A 17,806-nucleotide genomic window follows, 5' to 3' on the forward strand; every position below is an offset into this window, starting at 1 on the left:
CGATACACCTGCGCGGGGTAGAAACTATGAAGATAACGGAAAGCAATTATGTAGAGCAGCTGAAAAAGCACGATGAGAAGGCGCTCATGTATGTGATAAGTGAATATGGCGGGATGCTGAATGCTATAGTATGTACCCGTCTCAGGCTTTTGAAAGACTATCAGGAGGAGTGCCTCAACGATGTATTTCTTGGAATCTGGAAGAATATCGGCAGCTTTGACATGGATAAAAGCAGCTTCAGAAACTGGTGCGCGGGAATCGCCAGGTATAAGGCATTGGATTTCCTTCGAAGATATTACCGGGAGATTACGTTTGAAAATATCGATGATATAGAGATTCCAAAGGTCGACGAGGAGCTGGAACGGATTGCCGAGCAGGAGATATCCGAGGAGCTGGAGCAGATGCTCGATTGCCTGAATGAGACGGACAGGGCGATTTTCCTCAAGCTCTATATGGAAGAAAAGAATCTGGATGAGGTGAGTGCGGAGACCGGACTTAAAAAAGAGGTCATCTATAACCGGTTGTCCAGGGGAAAGAAACGTATCCGTTCCATGTATGAAAGCAGGGAGGTGTAGCAGATGAGAAATATATACGATTATATAAATGATATCAAGACTGATACCGGCCCATATACGCCGGAGACATTTACACAATTGGAATCAAAAAGATGGCAGAAAAAGGTACGCAGGCAGATACGCGGTCCGAAAAGGCTGATCTATGCAGCCTGTGCGGCCTGTGTAATCCTCTGCCTTACGGGGCTAGCCGCAGGCCCGTTCAGAGGACAGGTAAATGCTGCCATGAAATCTGCTTCTGAGAGTATCAGCAGATGGCTTTCCTCCGGCAACTGGGAAAAAGACGTATCTCCATATGAGACTGTGGTCAATACGAAGATAGTGAGTGACGGTATAGAAGTGAAGTTAGAATCCGTAATTTTAGATGACCGTCAGCTTATGATAACCCTGACCCAGAAATATCCGGGTAAAATTACTAAACAGGCAAAAGAAGAGCTGGAAAGCATAAGAAACAACGTAAATAACGGGTATGCTATCTATATAAATAAGAATCGAACCTTTGATGATATGCGCAAAGAACTGAAGAATACAATGGATAAAGAAGAGCTGAAGAAAATAAAACTTCCGATGCTTGCGGCAGAGATTTATCTGAATGATGAAAAGGTGAGCGGCATAGAGCTGATTCATCCAGTTGAGGCAGAAGACGGTAAAGTCAGAGTGGTCTATGAATGTGAACTGGAATGTGGAAAGCTTGACATGAGCAAGGAGATAGACACAAGGATAGAACTTCAGGATGCGGCTGGAATCACCGACGGAAAATGGTTTTATGAATTCAAAGCGGACGGGCAAGAACTCATGGCAGATACGACGAGCGTTATCCTGGATCAGGAAGTAAGCCTGCCGGATGGTAAGAAGATAACTATTACAGAATACAAGCATAACGAAATAGGAACATATCTCTACTATAAAGGAGATACAAAAGGCCTCACATTGGAACTGCGCGGCAAAAATGACCAGGGTGAAATCGTTTGGTTCAGAGACTACGGAGCATTTGAAGACGGCTGCGGAAGATTCAAATTGTACCAGGTCAACGAAGTGAGGGCAGAAGGCGCAGAAAACATGGCATTGTCCGTCTACTTCCTGCAGAAAGACGAAGGAAAAGAAGCGGCCACCTACCGCCAGTATGGTGAAGAATTCACCATACCGACAAAATAGGTACAGGGTATATCTTATTCAGGTACACCACAAAGTCCAATTTGGGACGTAACAAAACTTAAAAAGGTTACGTCCCCATTTCAATATATTGTACGCTGTAGGGCGGCAGACTTACCTGTCCTTCTAACTTTACCTCTTGACCGGACAGCAATTCCACGGCATCGCCTTCAAAACTGCCGTGGGCAGCCATATATGGCTGGTCTGCCGCATTTATGGCAACTATCATCCGTTCGGATTCAGAGCAGCGTTCGAAGACGAGCTGATGATTCTGGATAACAAGATTTTTATAATCTCCGCTGCACAGTGCTCCGCTCTTCTGGCGGATACGAATCAGCTTTTTGATGTACGCTGTCAGTTCGTTTGGCTTTGGCTGTTCGAAACATGGCCGCAGGGCATAGTCATTATCGGGCTGTTTTTCACCCGGCTCCCCCCATTCGCTTCCATAATAGATGCATGGAATCCCCGGCATGCCAAGAAGCAGGCCATACGCCAGAGGAATATGGCTCTTGTTCGTGAGGATGCTTGCAATCCTCGCCACATCGTGATTGTCTACAAATGTGATGAGATGCTTTCCCCTGTATAGGCACCACTGTTCAGAGCCGTACTGCCTGTTGAGAGAATGTGCTATCTCAAACATGTTCATGGAATTGAAGCTGGAAAATATACCTTTATAACATTCATAATTCGTACAGCTGTGAAGCATCTCGTCATTGACGATGAGATTGTAATCCCCGAACAATACTTCCCCGATAAGGGTAAATCCCGGTTTGATTTCACTGGTATATGTCCGCAGCCTTTTCATAAAATTATGGTCCAGGCTGTACGCCACATCCAGACGCAGCCCGTCGATGCCGAATTCATCTATCCATCCACGTATGCAGCCAAGCAGATAGTCCGTGACAGCCGGATTCTGAAGATTCAGCTTGACGAGTTCAAAATGGCCTTCCCATCCCTCGTACCAGAAACCGTCATCATATCCGCTGTTTCCATCAAAACTGATATGGAACCAGTCCTTATAAGGTGACTCCCACTTCTTATCCTGAACATCTTTGAATGCCCAGAATCCGCGTCCCACATGGTTGAATACCCCGTCCAGTACAACTTTTATCCCGTGTGCATGGAGGGAGGCGCACACTTCTTTGAAGTCGTCATTCGTACCGAGACGGCAGTCTATTTTAGTATAATCTCTCGTGTCATATCCGTGGTTGTCAGACTCGAATATCGGATTCAATATAATTGAGTCCACTCCGAGATCCTCGAGATAACCGGCCCATTCTTTCAGCTTAAGGATACGCGGCACGCAGATTCCGTCGTTAGATACCGGAGCCCCGCAGAAGCCGATTGGGTAGATTTGATAGAACACACTGTTGTAAGCCCACATAAATAATACCTGCTTTCTTTAAAATATGTACAAGGCGCCAGTCTGAACAATACATGCAGCATGTTACGGACGCCATAATAAGTATAACATAGAAAGGGGCTGGGAAAAAGGAGGCAAAAGTATTGTAAAAGCACAAAGTCTGTACTATATTTGGTGGTAGATACTTCGTTGTATGAGGGAGTAATGAAAGGAAAGGAATATAGAAATGTCTGAGAAGATGATTTGTACGATGGATTATGCTTCACTAGTAGAACTCTTTGTAAGAGCGGGGCTGGAAATCCGCCCGGAAGATCCTGCGCCGGAAGGGCTGCTTACTTGCTTTGAACTGCTGGAGGAGGAGACGGGCGCAAGAATCGGCGCTGCGGGCCTCGTATATGACAAAGGGGCATACATTCTCCGATGCGTGGCGGTCGAGGAAGAATACAGGGGCAAAGGATACGGCAAGAGGCTTGTCCGTGCGGTTATGGATGAGGCAGAAAAGCGGCAGGCAGACAGAATCTGGCTCACCGCCAAAGTGCCGGGGTTCTACAGGAAGTTCGGCTTTACGGTAGTTCCAATGGAAGATGCACCTTTCGAGACAAAGTGCATTACATGTCCACAATACCACAATGGCTGCGACTCCGAAGTGATGGTATATTATTATAAAGCGAAGAGATGAGTATGGATTGCATTAATCTGTCAGCTTGCTGTATAAAAGACATTGAAGTTCCACTTTCTTAGAACCGATTTCTAGTATGATATTCCTTTCGCCTGCACGCACGAATCCCCTGTGTTCATAAAACTGATACGTACAGGCATTATCGGTATATAGAAAAACTTCTTTCCCCTTTTCCCTGCGTTCAAATTCGCTGAGCAGCAGGCTGCCGGTTCCTCTGGCGGTGCTTTCAGGGTCGGCGGCCAGAAAGATGATTTCACCATCCGGGATTTTGCTACTGCGATACTGCAAAAACAGTTCCCTGTTTGCCTCATCATAAACGCTCACTCCGTCTTTGGCGAAGAGATGCTGCAGTATATCAAATACTTTAACATAGAATGATGTTCCAAAAGTACGATATTTTTTATCTTCTCCCTTCATGTCCGCAAGCAGGACTCCGGCAAGTTCATCTTCCGCATATGCTGCAATCACCTGCGTAGCCCTGTTCAATTCCAGATACCAGAAATATCTCCCATATAGCTTCAGCAATATTTCGCTGTCCATATACCAGTTGAAGTGCATGCCCGTAATGGCAAATGCAATGGCCTTTCTGTAATCTTTTTTTCTTAATTCTCTGATTTCTAAGTTCATGAAGCGTTCCTCCATAAAATGATGTTTAATAAAAGGGGCCAGACCCCGCAGAAGGTCTGTCCCTGTTTAAGAGGGGTCTGGCCCCTTTTGTTCCTCCTTTTGTTCCTTTTGCTTTAAGAAAACAAGGAACCAGATAAGCAGGATGATTCCCTTGCATATGCTGGAGATGGTTATGCTCCACCAGATTCCGTTCAGTCCGAGCACCGTCTCGGTGAGTAGCATGGCAAAAGGAATCCGGGCAGCTGTCAGCACGATGCCGACGACGGACGGCGGAACCGTACGTCCAAAGCCTGCGAATGCCCCTGCAGTCGTAATCTCCACGCTCATGAACAGCTGTGATACGCCGAGTATCATGAGATAATCCACGCCCATCGGCAGGACGTCCGGCTCTGAGATGAAGATACGGAATATGGGCGCCGGGCAGAGGATGAGCAGCAGCGTACAGATGACGCCCCATACGAGGACTACGCCCATGGCGGAAGTATATCCTTTCTTGATACGGGTACGGTTGCCGGCCCCATGGTTCTGCGCCACAAAGGAATTGACGGCGGCAGCGAAGCCGTCCGCGGTCATCCAGGAGATGGATTCGATCTGTGAACCCACCTTCTGGACGGCGATAGCGGCATCCCCGTATCCGGCCACGAGACGGGCGATAATCATGGACATGCCGGTGAAGATGATGCTCTGTATGGAAGTGGGCAGCCCAATCTTGATGACCGGCATCATATACTTCCTGCGCGGCTTTTCTGCGACCTTCATATTGCGAAATACCTGCGTGTCCTTTGACGCAAAGTAAAAGAACATGAGCGTAACGATAAGCTGCGCGATTACCGTAGCGATGGCAGCCCCCATGACTCCCATCTCAGGGAAAGGGCCGAGGCCGAAGATAAGGACTGGGTCGAGCACGATATTGATGACAAGGCCCGCCGAGGTTGCCAGAAAAGATGAGCGGCTGTTGCCCACTGCGGTAAGTATGCCTGTAAATGTCTGGTTTAAAAAGGAAAATATGACAAAGCCGCACGTAATCTGCAGATATATCTTGGCATCGGCGATGACGGCGGGGCTGTTCAGCCGGAAGAATCCGATAAGAGGACCGTTCAGCAGAACACAGAGAAGCCCGTATATGATGCCGCAAAATGCCGTGAGCTGGAACGCATTCGCCGCATAGCGTGAAGCGTCGGCCTTCTGTCCGGCTCCAAGTGCATGTCCGACATTCACCTGACCGCCCATCTTCGCCAGCGTTGCCAGGCCGTTAGAGAGCCACATATACATACCAGCAGCGCCGACTGCGGCTACGGCGTTGCTTCCGATACGCCCGATCCATATCATATCTGTAAGATTATAAGCCATCTGTACAAGTGAGGTTGCCATAATCGGCAGGGCCAGCCGTGTCAACGAAGACAGGACGGGTCCATGTAACAAATCAACATTTTTTCTCATTTCCAAATACCCCCAAGGTAAGATATTATAACATAGAATTTGAGTACAAAGTAAGTAGAATATAAGAAAATTCATTAAGAAATAGAGGATAAGGTATAATTATGTTATTATATAATTGAATTTCACAAGGGAGGTTGATGAAGATGATTCTGTTTGACAATAATAAATGCACCGGTTGCGGAGCATGCAGACGAGACTGCCCGGCAAACGCAATTCGGATAATGGAAGGGAAGGCAGATGTATATAAAGACTGCCTGCACTGCGGACACTGTGTCGCCGTCTGTCCTGTAAATGCAGTGTCTATCCCGGAGTATGACATGGCAGAGGTAGAGGAATACGAGAAAGAAAAGTTCACCCTAGATGCATGCTGTTACCTGCGCGCAGTAAAGTTCCGCAGAAGTATCCGCAGCTTCCGACCGGAGAAAATAGAGAGGGACAAGGCAGAACGTGTACTTAGTGCAGGCCGTTATACCGCGACGGCAAGAAACCGACAGGCCTGTACATATGTATTTATCCAGGACAGGCTGGATGAGTTCAAGGAGCTTGTCTGGAAGGAGATGCCGTCTATATTGGAGAGCCTGAAGGAAAGTGCGCCGGAATATGCAAGGACATTCGAGTTCTTCTATATGAAATGGAAACGGAATCCGGAAGATGACACGTTCTTCTTCAACACGCCCGCTTTTCTCGTGATTGCTTCAGACAATCCTCTGGACGGAGGCCTGGCTGCGGCGAACATTGAAAACATGGCCGTGGCGGAGGGGCTCGGCGCGCTGTACAGCGGGTATATGATGCGGGTAATCAGCAGCAGCCGTGTTCTTCAGGAGTGGCTGCAGACAGGTGGCAAGCGAATCTCCTGCTGCATGCTGCTCGGCTATCCGGCTGTTACATACAGAAGAACCGCGCCCCGGAAAAAGGCTGACATTATCTGGAGATAGAATCTTTGAAGAGTTACTGAAACAGGCAGATTATGGCATAAAAAGGTTAAAAAGAGGTTGACACACGTGGGTGCGTATAATATAATAAAGCAGTATGACATGAGATGAATCAGTTTGAACCAAAGCCCCGGAGCAAACTGACTTCTGAATATAATAATTTTAATTGGATGTTAATTATCACAGGAGGTTAACCAATGAAGACTTATATGGCCAATCCAGACAAGATTGAAAGAAAATGGTATGTAGTTGACGCTGCGGGATATACATTAGGACGTTTAGCATCAGAAGTAGCTAAGGTTTTACGAGGAAAGAACAAGCCGCAATTTACTCCGCACATCGACACAGGTGATTATGTAATCGTAGTAAATGCTAAAGACATCAAAGTGACAGGCAGGAAGATGGAGCAGAAGATGTATTATAACCATTCTGACTATGTAGGCGGATTCAAGGAGACTACATTAGAAGTTATGATGGACAAGAAACCGGAAAAAGTGATTGAACTTGCTGTAAAGGGAATGCTTCCAAAAGGACCTTTGGGAAGATCAATGATTAAAAAGCTTCATGTATACGCCGGACCAGAGCACGAGCAGCAGGCTCAGAAGCCGGAAGAGCTGAAATTTTAAGGGAAGGTTTGAAAGGAGGATATAGAAAGTGGCTAACGCAAAATTCTATGGAACAGGAAGAAGAAAAAAATCAATCGCAAGAGTATATTTAGTACCTGGAACAGGCAACATTACTATAAATAAAAGAAATATCGATGAATACCTCGGTCTTGAGACTTTGAAGGTTATCGTACGCCAGCCATTGGTTGCAACAGAGACAGACGGCAAGTTCGATGTCATCGTCAATGTAAAGGGCGGCGGTTACACCGGACAGGCAGGAGCAATCCGCCACGGTATCGCAAGAGCACTTCTGCAGGCAGATGCAGATTACAGGCCGGTACTTAAGAAATCCGGATACCTGACACGTGATCCGCGTATGAAAGAACGTAAGAAATACGGTCTCAAAGCAGCACGTAGAGCGCCACAGTTCTCAAAACGATAGGAAATTGCATATTTTATTGTATGATAAACCCACAAACATCGTGTTTGTGGGTTTTTTTTAAGTGATAACTGTGGTAAACTTATATTGTCAAGTATATATAGTCAACTATATATGCTATAGAATGAAATGAGGAGGTAAATATAATGCCAGAGATATCGTTGTTTTACGGAATCAGAGTTACAATGTATTATGATGACCATAATCCTCCACATTTCCATGCGGAATATAATGGGAATAAGGCGATTATTGAAATTGATGCAGCAAGGTGTATAAAAGGTGCATTTCCATCCCGGCAACTCAAATTGATTTTAGCATGGTGTGTTTTACATCAGGATGAACTGATGCAGAATTGGGAATTATCAAAGGATGGAAAACCGATGAACCGAATCAATCCGTTAGTTTAAAAGTGAGGTGAATGTTATGTTTCCAAAGGTTGTGCAGGTAATACCAATGGAAAATTATTCGGTATATGTATACTTTGAAGATGGTAAAATCGTATGTTATGATATGACTCAAATGATTGAGAAAGAGGTATTTCGTCCATTGAAAGATATCACTGTTTTTAAAGAGGCCTGTACAGTGATGAATGATACATTGGCATGGGATATCGGGGGGGACCGAGATAATACGAAATGTTTGGATATTGACCCGGATACACTGTATGAATTACCGATGGCGGTGGAAAAGATAGCATAATATATGGTTTGGAGACAGTATGCGCACATATGAGCGTATATGGGTAACGAACACGTAACTGACAAACAGCTTAAAAATAGCGTATTTATAGCGTTCGGAGTTCTCAAAACGATAAGCAGTTGCATATTTGCAATAGATGGAAAACCCACAGACATCAAGTTTGTGGGTTTTTTTGAATTAATCACTGTGGTATACTTACAGTGATTAATGAAACAGATAAGGCTGCAGGACTTGATAATTCTGCGAAGATAGCGACGGACAGAAAAGAGGTCATGACCATGTACATAGTGAAGAGGATATTCGGCGCAGTGCTGGCCGCATCGGCGGAGTAGGGGTAATTCTCGTGTTGCTGATGGTTCTGAACGATATAATGGAGCGGATAGAATGGGGAACTGGTTCAAACGGCAATGCCCTGACATTTATATTGACAGCGGGGGTATTGTCTGCCTGTGTTCTGGCGTGGGGAATCAAGCTGATACGAAGTCCCCGCACAGACGTAAAGGAGCCGCAGAACTTTACGGCTGCCGAACGTGAATGTGAGAGGGCCACGGAATCTTTTACCGATATGCAGCAGCGTGAGGAAGAGAGGAACTATGTTCCGGCAGCAGGCCCGTACATATGGAAATACAGGAAAGGCGGGTCATCGGGCAGATTGTTCAGAAGATACCGGATATTCTGCCTGGCAGGCTTGGTGGCAGGCACAATTGTGACAGTGTCAGTTCTGGTCTTGGCTAGTACCCGGCTTCCAGGAGATACCCGGCGCATGGTTAGCCTCATAAGTGTGCTGATGCTGGCGGGTGTCCTCATGGCCGGCGCTCTTATGATTGGAAGACGGACTTATGGAATGTTTCTTACCTTTGCCAGAGACAGTGAGAACAATATGTATCTGTTCGATTATGCAGCGCCTGAATTTCAGCGCCATCTTCAGATAAATGTATAAGGCACGGGAACGGCATCAAATGTAGCAGGAACAGCCGCGTATTTTTATAACGCGCATCAGGAGGCTAAGATGATAGAAGCTATAGATGAAGAGTGGTTGATAGAAAGAATCATGGCATCCGGGCATGTATATCCATATGGGAGAAGGATTATCCGGATAGAGGGGCTTAGAGAATGGAAGACTTCCTGCAGGATAACGTGTGTTCTGTCAAAAGAGGATGGATCTACATTTAAAAGAAAAGTGACGGTGCCTGGCACGTACGATAATTATACAGAGCTGATATATTCATTCCGCAGGCTGTACATATAAAAGGTTAAGTATTGGAAACCATTGTAAATTATGAAGGAGGAAAAAAATGAGAACTATATTAAAAGTCACATCGGTCTTACAGATAATCGGCGGTATACTGAGCATCATCCTTGCCGTCCTGTCTATCGTCGGGGGAGGCCTGCTCGGGGCCGCCAGCAGCAATGCGTCCGGCCTTGCCCAGTCGGCAGGCGTCCTGACGACGGGCATGCTCATGATTCTCGGCGTCATCGTGCTGCTGGGAGGCATCTTCAGCCTTGTCTGCGGCCTGTTCGGCCTGAAGGGCTCCAACGGATCTAAAGGCAAATTAAAGGCAGCGCTTGTGCTTGGCTGGATATCGCTTGTGCTCAGTATTGTAAGTGTTATCGTAGATATTGCGGGAGGTGCAGACACGAAAGAGATGCTGTCAATGGTCTATTCGCTCCTGATTCCTGTGCTCTTCGTAGTATCGGGGACAAGTGTATATAAACAAACAGAATAAACGTAAAAAGGCTCTGTCACGCGAATGGCATTTTTTATTAAGACACGCTTCCCGGAACTTGTTATAATAGGAAAAGGCATAGGGAGGCGATATAATGGAAAAGCATAAAGATGTTGTACAAAAAGTCATAGATTATATAGAAACGAATTTGGAGGAAGAACTTGACTTAGACCATATAGCCGAAAAAGCAGGCTATTCGAAATTCTATCTAAACCGGATTTTTACAGAATATACAGGTATCACGATTCATAAGTATCTGCAAAACCGCAGGCTGACGGTAGCTGCGGAAAGATTGGTCAAAACAGATAAGCCAATAATAGAGATTGCCTATGATGCGGGATATGATACGCAGCAATCCTTCTCGTACGCTTTTAAGCAGGTATACCTATATCCACCTAAAGTTTACAGGGATATGGGAGTTTTCCTGCCAGTACAGAAGCAAATATCCATAAGCTATGCCTTTATCTTCAACTATTACAGAAACACTACAAGAATAAGGGAGATTGCGGCATGAGTACAATACCTTATGTAATTGAACGGACGAGTCGTGGAGAAAGGAGCTATGATATCTTTTCCCGGCTATTATCAGATAGGATTATCTTTTTAGGAGAAGAAGTCAGCGACACTTCCGCCAGCCTGGCTGTAGCGCAGATGCTTTTTCTGGAAGCGCAAGACCCTGATAAGGATATTCAGCTGTATATCAACAGTCCGGGCGGCTCTGTATCAGCAGGATTTGCAATTTATGACACCATGCAGTATATCAGATGTGACGTTTCAACAATATGTGTAGGACTTGCAGCAAGTTTTGGCGCTTTCTTGCTGGCAGGCGGTACACATGGCAAACGCATGGCATTAACCAATTCGGAAATTATGATTCACCAGCCTGCCGTACATGGCAATGGAATTCAAGGACAGGCCAGCGATATAAAAATAATGTCTGAACATATACAGAAGAATAAGCAGAGATTAAATCATATACTGGCAGAAAATACCGGACGTACAATAGAGGAAATCAAGCGGGATACCGAAAGAGATAATTTTATGAGTGCAGCGGAGGCCTTAGAGTATGGTTTGATTGATTCCGTTATCTCTAAGAACAGCAGCGAATAAGAACCGCCCCCTCGTTCTCTATCTCTTCATATGGCAAAGCCGCCTGTACAGCTTCGCGCTGCACAGGCGGCTTTTGCTATACTTGTAAATATATAATAAACAGCATATAACAGTTGACAACAGTTGCATACTGTTATATACTGTTTATACAAGGAGGGATGACATGAAGTTGATTATAAATAATTCATCCATGCAGCCCATATATGAACAGATTGTCACCCAGATCAGAGCAATGATCATGAAAGGTACATTAAAGGAAGATGAGATGCTGCCGTCTGTCCGCGTACTGTCCAAGGAACTTAGAGTAAGCGCGCTTACGGTAAAAAAAGCATACGATGCCCTTGAACAGGAAGGATTTGTTGTTACGGTCCATGGGAAAGGAAGTTTCGTGACATGCGCGAACCAGGAGCTTATGCTGGAAGAAAAGCGCAGAGAGGTAGAAGCTGATCTGGAAGCGGCAATCCGAAAGGGAAAGAGCTGTGGGATGAATAACAAAGAAATAACAGAATTATTTCAAATTATCTTGGAGGAATAGCTATGCTGGTGAAGATGGAACATGTGAAGAAACATTATAAGGACTTTGAACTTGACTGTTCACTGCAGGTGGAAGAAGGAAGGGTAACAGGGCTGATAGGCCCCAACGGTGCAGGCAAGAGTACGGCCTTCAAAGCGATACTGAATCTGATAGATGTAGATGCAGGTGGCATAGCCGTGCTTGGTAAGTCAAATGACAGGCTTACCCAGGATGACCGGGAGAAGATTGGTGTGGTACTTTCCGATTCTGGATTCAGCGGCTACCTGTCGGTAAAAGATATCATACCGGTATTGAGCAATCTGTACCGCAGATTTGACAGGACGGCATTCGTGAACATGTGCAAAAAGTTCAATATCCCGCTTGACAAGAAGATAAAGGAATTCTCTACAGGTATGAAAGCGAAGCTGCAGGTAATCAGCGCCATGTGCCATGGTGCACGCCTCCTCATCATGGATGAGCCGACGGCAGGGCTGGATGTGATTGCAAGAGACGAACTCCTGGATCTGCTCCGCGGTTATATGGAGCCGGGAGACAGGGCTATCCTTATCAGTTCCCATATTTCCAGCGACCTGGAAGGGCTGTGTGATGATCTGTACATGATTGACGGTGGGAAGATCATACTCCATGAAGAGACGGATGTACTGCTCGATGAATACGGTGTTCTGAAGCTGACAGATGAACAGTATGAAAAGCTGGATAAGGAACATATACTGGCCTGCAAGAGGGAAGGCTTCGGGGTGAGCTGCCTGACGGCCCAGAAGCAGTTCTATATGGAGAACTATCCGGGGATAGTGATTGAAAAAGGGAGCATTGATAAAGCAATTACAATAATGATTCGAGGTGAGGCATAATGAAAGGTTTATTAATTAAAGATATCAGGTTATTAAAGAACCAGAAGCAATTTTTCCTTATCATCTGTCTGGTCGGTACTATGCTGCTGTTTACGAGTGGAGAACCATCCTTTGTAATCAGCTACATGACCTTTGTATTCTCCATGTTTACACTGAGTTCCATCAGCTATGATGAATATGACAATGGACTTGCTTTTCTGTTCAGCCTTCCCATCAGCCGGAAAAAGTACGTAAGGGAAAAGTATGTGTTCGGCCTGCTGCTTGGAGGGACGGCATGGACAGTAACTACGGCTGTCGTATCGGCATACATGACGTGGAAAAAGCAGGAGATAGACTGGAAGTCATGGCTTGTTACTGCCTGCATATACCTGGCGCTATTTGTGGTATTCCTTCTTATCATCCTTCCGATACAGTTTAAATTTGGGGCGGAAAAGGGCAGGATAGCTATGCTGGGGGCGATGGGAATCATATTTCTGTCCATATATGCCGGGACGAAAATTGCTGGCAAGATTGGTATTGATATCGATGCCGCACTGATGAGGATTGGGGCGGCAAGTACCGGAGAAATCATTGGCACATTAGTAATCGCCTGCTGTGTGATAGCAGTGATATCGTATAATGTATCTCTCAGGATAATGAAAAAGAAGCAATTCTGATAGTGCATACCAGAGGAAACTGGTGTATAATATAACTAAATATAGATTGGTGGAGACGGCGGAGCCGATAATTGTATAATGCTTCTTCCTGTGCAGCCTTGCTGCGCAGGAAGAAGTTTTTTCTATCCGATTGTGCCGGACAAAGGGGGAATTGATATGGGAGAAGGTCAAAAGACCGCCCAGTACGATAAGATGACAAAGACTCCGGTACCGAACCTGATTATAAGGCTTGGTATACCGACGGTGGTTAGCATGCTCATTACGAGCATCTACAATACGGCAGATACGTATTTTGTCAGCAGGCTTGGCACGAGTGCAAGCGGCGCGGTAGGTGTCGTGTTCAGCCTGATGGCCGTGCTGCAGGCATTTGGCTTTATGTTCGGGCACGGGGCCGGCAGCATCATATCTAGGAAGCTTGGCAAGAAAGATACAGAGAGTGCCAGCAGATTTGCTTCCACGAGCTTCTTTTTATCCATAGCGGCGGGCGCTGTCATCGGGGTCTGCGGTATCGTATTTCTGACACCGTTCATGCGTCTGCTCGGAAGTACAGAGACGATACTGCCGTACGCCAGACAGTACGGGTTCTACATATTGCTGGCAGGGCCGTTCATGACAGGGAGCTGTGTGCTGAATAATATTCTCAGGTATGAGGGGAGGGCGGCCTATGCCATGGTCGGCCTTACCACCGGAGGCATCCTCAACATGGCAGGCGACCCGGTCCTTATGTTCGGGCTGAACATGGGGGTGGCCGGTGCGGGGCTCTCTACGGCGATCTCGCAGATGATCAGCTTCCTGATTCTTCTGGCTATGTTTTTGACAGGGAAGACAGACAGCAAGCTTTCGGTGCGGCTCATAACAAAGGATATCCATGACGTGGCACGTATCGTCGCGACTGGATTTCCAAGCCTTATACGTCAGGGCATGGGGAGCATATCTACCTTGCTGCTGAATCACCAGGCCGCAGTATACGGAGATGCGGCGGTGGCGGCTATGAGCATAGTCAACCGAATCTGCATGCTTATCTTCTCTGTCGGCCTCGGCCTTGGCCAGGGGTTCCAGCCGGTTGCTGCATTTAACTATGGAGCGGAACAATATGACAGGGTCAAGAAGGGATTCTGGTTCACCGCAGCAGCAGGAGAGGTTGTCATCGGCAGTCTCGCGGCTGTATGTCTGCTTGTGTCTTCTCAGGTGATAGGAGTATTCCGTGATGACCCGGAAGTTATCCGGATAGGCGTATTTGCCTTGCGGTGCCAGTGTATCGCTTGCTTTTTCCAGCCAGCTTCGGTATGTGCGAATATGATGTTTCAGAGTGTAGGAGAGAGCGGGAAGGCTTCGTTCCTGTCTGCACTTCGCAGCGGCATCTGCTTTATCCCGCTCATCCTGGTGCTGCCTGCGGCATTTGGCCTGAGAGGCGTGCAGACGGCGCAGACGGTGGCTGATGTCCTGGCGTTTCTTATATCTGCGCCGCTGGCTATCTCGTTCCTGCGCAAGCTGGACTGCAAAGAAAAATACAACAAAATTAAATAATAATATTAAAAATGTCAATATTAAAATTAAAATAATTAATTTAAATATTGACATTTTTAATTATACAGATTATATTAGTAATATGAGAAAGGAAGTGGACGCATGAAAAAAGTAATCAGTCAGTGTCCGGTCTGCGGCGGAGAGCTGAAAGTGGCCCGTCTGAAATGTGCGGGGTGTGATACGGTGATAGAAAATGATTTTACATTAAGCAAATTTGATTACCTCTCCGGTGAGGAGCTATATTTTACCGAGACGTTTATCCGGTGCAGAGGTAATATTAAAGAAGTGGAAAAGGAACTGGGCATCTCCTATCCGACTGTCCGGGCTAAGCTCGATGGTGTCATTAAGAAGCTGGGATATGAAGAGGGCGCGGGGCAGGATGAAGAGATGCAGAAGCGCGAGGCTGTGCTGAAAGCACTGGAACAAGGGCAGATAACGGCAGAAGAGGCGATACGGCAGCTGAAATAAGAATAAGAATGGAATCATAGAAAAGGAGCATCAATATGGATGAAAAATTAAGGATATTAAAGATGGTAGCGGACGGTACGATTACAGCAGAAGAGGCTGCGGAGCTTATGAATGCAATGGGAGTGGAGGATACGAAACAGACTCCGGCCAGAAAGAATTATGACAAAAAGATGTTCCGCATCGTCGTGGATGGCAGCGGAGAAAAGGTGAACATACAGTTTCCGGTAGGAGCTGTCAAGAAGATACTTAAAGTTACAGGGCGGCTTCCTATCCCGGAGAAAGACCTGCAGGGCGTGAATCTGGAAGAGATGATGGATGCCATATCGGAATGCCTGGACAGCGAGATAGAAGGCGACTTTATCAGTGTGGAGGCCACGGACGGTACGAGAGTAAGAATATACGTGGATAAGTAGAGGGCAGCCGGATGAAAATAATTATAAGGACGGAACGTTCGTATCCATCAGGCTGTGATATGACAGATGGACTTTTCTACCACTTACTTGCAGATTATTACCACTTGCCCGATTAAGGTTTACTTTCAGACCTCATTATGGTTATATAGGACCAGGGAGAGGGACAGATGAAGATACGGATTGAGATTGAAGACAATTTAAAAGAAGCAGAGATCATTATCAGGAGCAGCGTGCTGGATGAGGAAGTTCAGAAGATTCAGAGGGCAGTGGCGGATATCGTATCCATGGAGCAGAGGCTTGTGTTCTATAAAGGGGATACTTCCTATTATCTGCCGCTTGAAGATGTGCTGTTCTTTGAGACAGAGGAGAGCGAAGTACATGCTCACACAAGGAAAGAAATATACCGGACGAAATACAGGCTGTATGAGCTAGAAGAGATGCTGCCCGGTTATTTCATGAGAGTGTCCAAATCTACCATCCTGAACACGAGGAAGATCTATTCCATGACTAAGTCGCTCCCGGCTTCGTGCACGGTAGAATTTCAGGGAACACATAAGCAGGCATATGTTTCCAGGTATTACTACAAGCCACTAAAAGACCGATTAGAAGAAAAGAGGTAGACATATTATGAAAAAAGAACGAATATTCTGGGGATTATTTTTTATCGTAAGTGGTATTTTCCTGATTGTAAGCCGTATGGGCGTGCTCGGAGATATCGGAGTGTTCAGCCTTCTGCTCACTGTATTTTTTGCGGCTTGCCTCATAAAAAGCGTAGTCCACAGAAGCATAACAGGAGTATTGTTTTCCGTTGCGTTCCTCTGCATCATTTATGCGGGTCCGCTGGGCATAGAGTCCATAACTCCATGGCCGGTACTTGGAGCGGCACTCCTTGGAAGCATCGGATGCAGCTTCTTATATCATCCGAGGCGGAGCTATTATCATCACCACATAAGCGGCGAGGAATCTGTAGAGACAGTGGATTGTGCACAGATGGAGTTCTCCACGACATTTTCCGGGAGCATCAAATATGTTAATTCTGATGATTTCCAGAGCGCTGATCTTCACTGCGCGTTTGGCTCGCTTAAGGTGTACTTTGACAATGCTGTCATACAGAACGAAGAGGCAGTGCTTCATCTGGATGTATCATTTGCAGGTGTGGAACTATATGTTCCGAGGAACTGGACCGTCGTCAACAAAGTAAGTGCGGCTTTTGGAGGCATCGATGAGAAGAACAATAACCATTCCTCAGGCGGACCGGTCGTAAAGCTGACGGGAAAAGTGAGCTTTGGCGGTGTGGAAATCATATATGTATAAAAAAGAGGGATTAGACGATGAAAGTAGAAAAGCTCAGTCTGTTTCAGAATCTGACGGAGGATGAGATAAAGCGAAGTCTCATCTGCTCCAAAGCATATGTAAAGACGTATGGAAAAGATGAATATGTGTTCCGGCAGGAGGATACGCCGGAACACCTGTATTTTATCCTGTCGGGGGAAGTGGAGCTAGGGCAGGTAAATGCGCTTGGAAAGCAGAACTATGTGGATTTCGTAAGGGAAGGGCAGGGGTTCGGCGAAGTGGATCTCTTCCTGGAACATGAGAGCTATGCGTATTTTGCGGCGGCTAGAAGAGAGACGGAAGTGCTGGCGGTATCGAGACACTTCTTCTACAGTACGTGTGAGAAGAACTGTGCCCACCACAGCAAGATTATCTTCAACATGATGCGGCTGTTTGCCCAGGAGGCAGAGAAGAATACGAAGAAGATACATCTGCTTACGTGCGGGACGCTGAGACAGCGGATAGCATATTACATGACAGACTTAAGTGCAGGGCGGGAGAAGATGAGGCTTCCCATGAACAGAGAAGACCTTGCAGCATATCTAAACACTACAAGGCCTTCCCTGTCAAGAGAATTATCGTGGATGCAGGATAGAGGAATCCTTAAAATTACTGGAAGAAATCACGTCCAAATCTTAGATTTCAATCTGCTTCAGGACGAACTGGAAGGGATGTAAAG

26 protein-coding genes are annotated in these 17,806 nt (G+C 46.2%); 23 read left to right on the forward strand and 3 right to left on the reverse strand.

What is annotated here, in order from left to right; all coding sequences use genetic code 11:
- The first annotated feature begins 26 nt into the window (after positions 1 to 26).
- Both HJV72_RS02175 and HJV72_RS02180 read left to right on the forward strand, forming a co-directional pair.
- The gene (locus HJV72_RS02175; RefSeq protein ID WP_208068290.1) at positions 27 to 575 is read left to right on the forward strand and encodes a sigma-70 family RNA polymerase sigma factor; all 549 of its coding nucleotides are present in this window, start codon (positions 27 to 29) and stop codon (positions 573 to 575) included.
- A gap of 3 nt (positions 576 to 578) precedes the next feature.
- Positions 579 to 1,727 carry a DUF4179 domain-containing protein gene (locus HJV72_RS02180; RefSeq protein ID WP_208068292.1) on the forward strand — a complete coding sequence of 383 codons (1,149 nt, stop codon included), beginning with the start codon at positions 579 to 581 and terminating at the stop codon, positions 1,725 to 1,727.
- Between the two features lie 67 nt (positions 1,728 to 1,794).
- Here HJV72_RS02180 and HJV72_RS02185 read toward each other — a convergent pair whose 3' ends face one another.
- Entirely contained in the window at positions 1,795 to 3,108 is a 1,314-nt protein-coding gene (locus tag HJV72_RS02185) for an alpha-amylase family glycosyl hydrolase (protein ID WP_208068293.1), read from the reverse strand.
- 205 nt (positions 3,109 to 3,313) lie between these two features.
- On the opposite strand from HJV72_RS02185, the gene HJV72_RS02190 reads away from it, so the two are divergent.
- Complete coding sequence (locus HJV72_RS02190; protein WP_208068294.1) at positions 3,314 to 3,766, forward strand: GNAT family N-acetyltransferase; 453 nt, start codon at positions 3,314 to 3,316, stop codon at positions 3,764 to 3,766.
- Between the two features lie 12 nt (positions 3,767 to 3,778).
- Here HJV72_RS02190 and HJV72_RS02195 read toward each other — a convergent pair whose 3' ends face one another.
- Together HJV72_RS02195 and HJV72_RS02200 are read right to left on the reverse strand one after the other, a co-directional pair.
- A complete protein-coding gene (locus HJV72_RS02195) occupies positions 3,779 to 4,393 on the reverse strand; it encodes a GNAT family N-acetyltransferase (protein ID WP_208068295.1) in 615 nt (204 codons plus the stop codon).
- 66 nt (positions 4,394 to 4,459) lie between these two features.
- A complete protein-coding gene (locus HJV72_RS02200) occupies positions 4,460 to 5,833 on the reverse strand; it encodes an MATE family efflux transporter (protein ID WP_208068296.1) in 1,374 nt (457 codons plus the stop codon).
- A 143-nt stretch (positions 5,834 to 5,976) separates the two neighbouring features.
- Between HJV72_RS02200 and HJV72_RS02205 the strand changes: the two genes are divergently transcribed.
- From HJV72_RS02205 to HJV72_RS02295, 20 genes are all read left to right on the forward strand, one after another.
- Positions 5,977 to 6,768: a nitroreductase family protein gene (locus tag HJV72_RS02205; RefSeq protein WP_208068297.1), complete on the forward strand. Its 792-nt coding sequence runs from the start codon at positions 5,977 to 5,979 to the stop codon at positions 6,766 to 6,768.
- Between the two features lie 194 nt (positions 6,769 to 6,962).
- A complete protein-coding gene (gene rplM / locus HJV72_RS02210) occupies positions 6,963 to 7,391 on the forward strand; it encodes a 50S ribosomal protein L13 (protein WP_066579469.1) in 429 nt (142 codons plus the stop codon).
- A 28-nt stretch (positions 7,392 to 7,419) separates the two neighbouring features.
- Positions 7,420 to 7,812 carry a 30S ribosomal protein S9 gene (rpsI, locus tag HJV72_RS02215; RefSeq protein WP_208068298.1) on the forward strand — a complete coding sequence of 131 codons (393 nt, stop codon included), beginning with the start codon at positions 7,420 to 7,422 and terminating at the stop codon, positions 7,810 to 7,812.
- 143 nt (positions 7,813 to 7,955) lie between these two features.
- Complete coding sequence (locus HJV72_RS02220; protein ID WP_208068300.1) at positions 7,956 to 8,216, forward strand: DUF4160 domain-containing protein; 261 nt, start codon at positions 7,956 to 7,958, stop codon at positions 8,214 to 8,216.
- Positions 8,217 to 8,232: 16 nt separating this feature from the next.
- Positions 8,233 to 8,508: a DUF2442 domain-containing protein gene (locus HJV72_RS02225; RefSeq protein WP_208068302.1), complete on the forward strand. Its 276-nt coding sequence runs from the start codon at positions 8,233 to 8,235 to the stop codon at positions 8,506 to 8,508.
- 200 nt (positions 8,509 to 8,708) lie between these two features.
- Positions 8,709 to 8,840, forward strand: coding sequence for a hypothetical protein (locus tag HJV72_RS19960; RefSeq protein WP_256435902.1), 132 nt, complete (start codon positions 8,709 to 8,711; stop codon positions 8,838 to 8,840).
- 11 nt (positions 8,841 to 8,851) lie between these two features.
- Positions 8,852 to 9,448 (forward strand): hypothetical protein, encoded by a 597-nt coding sequence (locus tag HJV72_RS02230; protein ID WP_208068305.1) that lies wholly within the window; start codon positions 8,852 to 8,854, stop codon positions 9,446 to 9,448.
- 69 nt (positions 9,449 to 9,517) lie between these two features.
- Positions 9,518 to 9,757, forward strand: a complete 240-nt coding sequence (locus HJV72_RS02235) for a hypothetical protein (RefSeq protein ID WP_208068307.1) — start codon at positions 9,518 to 9,520, stop codon at positions 9,755 to 9,757.
- A gap of 46 nt (positions 9,758 to 9,803) precedes the next feature.
- Positions 9,804 to 10,235, forward strand: coding sequence for a hypothetical protein (locus HJV72_RS02240; RefSeq protein WP_208068309.1), 432 nt, complete (start codon positions 9,804 to 9,806; stop codon positions 10,233 to 10,235).
- 94 nt (positions 10,236 to 10,329) lie between these two features.
- On the forward strand, positions 10,330 to 10,749 hold the full coding sequence (locus HJV72_RS02245) for a helix-turn-helix domain-containing protein (protein ID WP_208068311.1): 420 nt from the start codon (positions 10,330 to 10,332) through the stop codon (positions 10,747 to 10,749).
- Positions 10,746 to 11,345, forward strand: coding sequence for an ATP-dependent Clp endopeptidase proteolytic subunit ClpP (gene clpP / locus HJV72_RS02250; RefSeq protein WP_208068313.1), 600 nt, complete (start codon positions 10,746 to 10,748; stop codon positions 11,343 to 11,345). The genes HJV72_RS02245 and clpP overlap by 4 nt, the downstream gene beginning before the upstream one ends.
- Before the next feature lie 163 nt (positions 11,346 to 11,508).
- Entirely contained in the window at positions 11,509 to 11,880 is a 372-nt protein-coding gene (locus HJV72_RS02255) for a GntR family transcriptional regulator (protein WP_208068315.1), read from the forward strand.
- A gap of 5 nt (positions 11,881 to 11,885) precedes the next feature.
- Positions 11,886 to 12,731: an ABC transporter ATP-binding protein gene (locus HJV72_RS02260; RefSeq protein WP_208068388.1), complete on the forward strand. Its 846-nt coding sequence runs from the start codon at positions 11,886 to 11,888 to the stop codon at positions 12,729 to 12,731.
- Positions 12,731 to 13,387, forward strand: coding sequence for an ABC-2 transporter permease (locus tag HJV72_RS02265; protein WP_208068317.1), 657 nt, complete (start codon positions 12,731 to 12,733; stop codon positions 13,385 to 13,387). The genes HJV72_RS02260 and HJV72_RS02265 overlap by 1 nt, the downstream gene beginning before the upstream one ends.
- A 156-nt stretch (positions 13,388 to 13,543) precedes the next feature.
- Positions 13,544 to 14,914, forward strand: a complete 1,371-nt coding sequence (locus HJV72_RS02270; RefSeq protein WP_208068318.1) for an MATE family efflux transporter — start codon at positions 13,544 to 13,546, stop codon at positions 14,912 to 14,914.
- Between the two features lie 102 nt (positions 14,915 to 15,016).
- Entirely contained in the window at positions 15,017 to 15,382 is a 366-nt protein-coding gene (locus tag HJV72_RS02275; protein ID WP_066579442.1) for a DUF2089 domain-containing protein, read from the forward strand.
- Positions 15,383 to 15,417: 35 nt separating this feature from the next.
- Entirely contained in the window at positions 15,418 to 15,795 is a 378-nt protein-coding gene (locus HJV72_RS02280; protein WP_208068319.1) for an SHOCT-like domain-containing protein, read from the forward strand.
- 167 nt (positions 15,796 to 15,962) lie between these two features.
- Positions 15,963 to 16,415 (forward strand): LytTR family DNA-binding domain-containing protein, encoded by a 453-nt coding sequence (locus HJV72_RS02285; protein WP_208068320.1) that lies wholly within the window; start codon positions 15,963 to 15,965, stop codon positions 16,413 to 16,415.
- A 7-nt stretch (positions 16,416 to 16,422) separates the two neighbouring features.
- Positions 16,423 to 17,109, forward strand: coding sequence for a LiaF transmembrane domain-containing protein (locus HJV72_RS02290; RefSeq protein ID WP_208068321.1), 687 nt, complete (start codon positions 16,423 to 16,425; stop codon positions 17,107 to 17,109).
- A 17-nt stretch (positions 17,110 to 17,126) separates the two neighbouring features.
- Positions 17,127 to 17,804 carry a Crp/Fnr family transcriptional regulator gene (locus HJV72_RS02295; protein ID WP_208068322.1) on the forward strand — a complete coding sequence of 226 codons (678 nt, stop codon included), beginning with the start codon at positions 17,127 to 17,129 and terminating at the stop codon, positions 17,802 to 17,804.
- Positions 17,805 to 17,806 lie beyond the last annotated feature (2 nt).

The organism is Extibacter sp. GGCC_0201, from assembly GCF_017566055.1.
In the GTDB taxonomy this organism is placed as follows: domain Bacteria; phylum Bacillota; class Clostridia; order Lachnospirales; family Lachnospiraceae; genus Extibacter.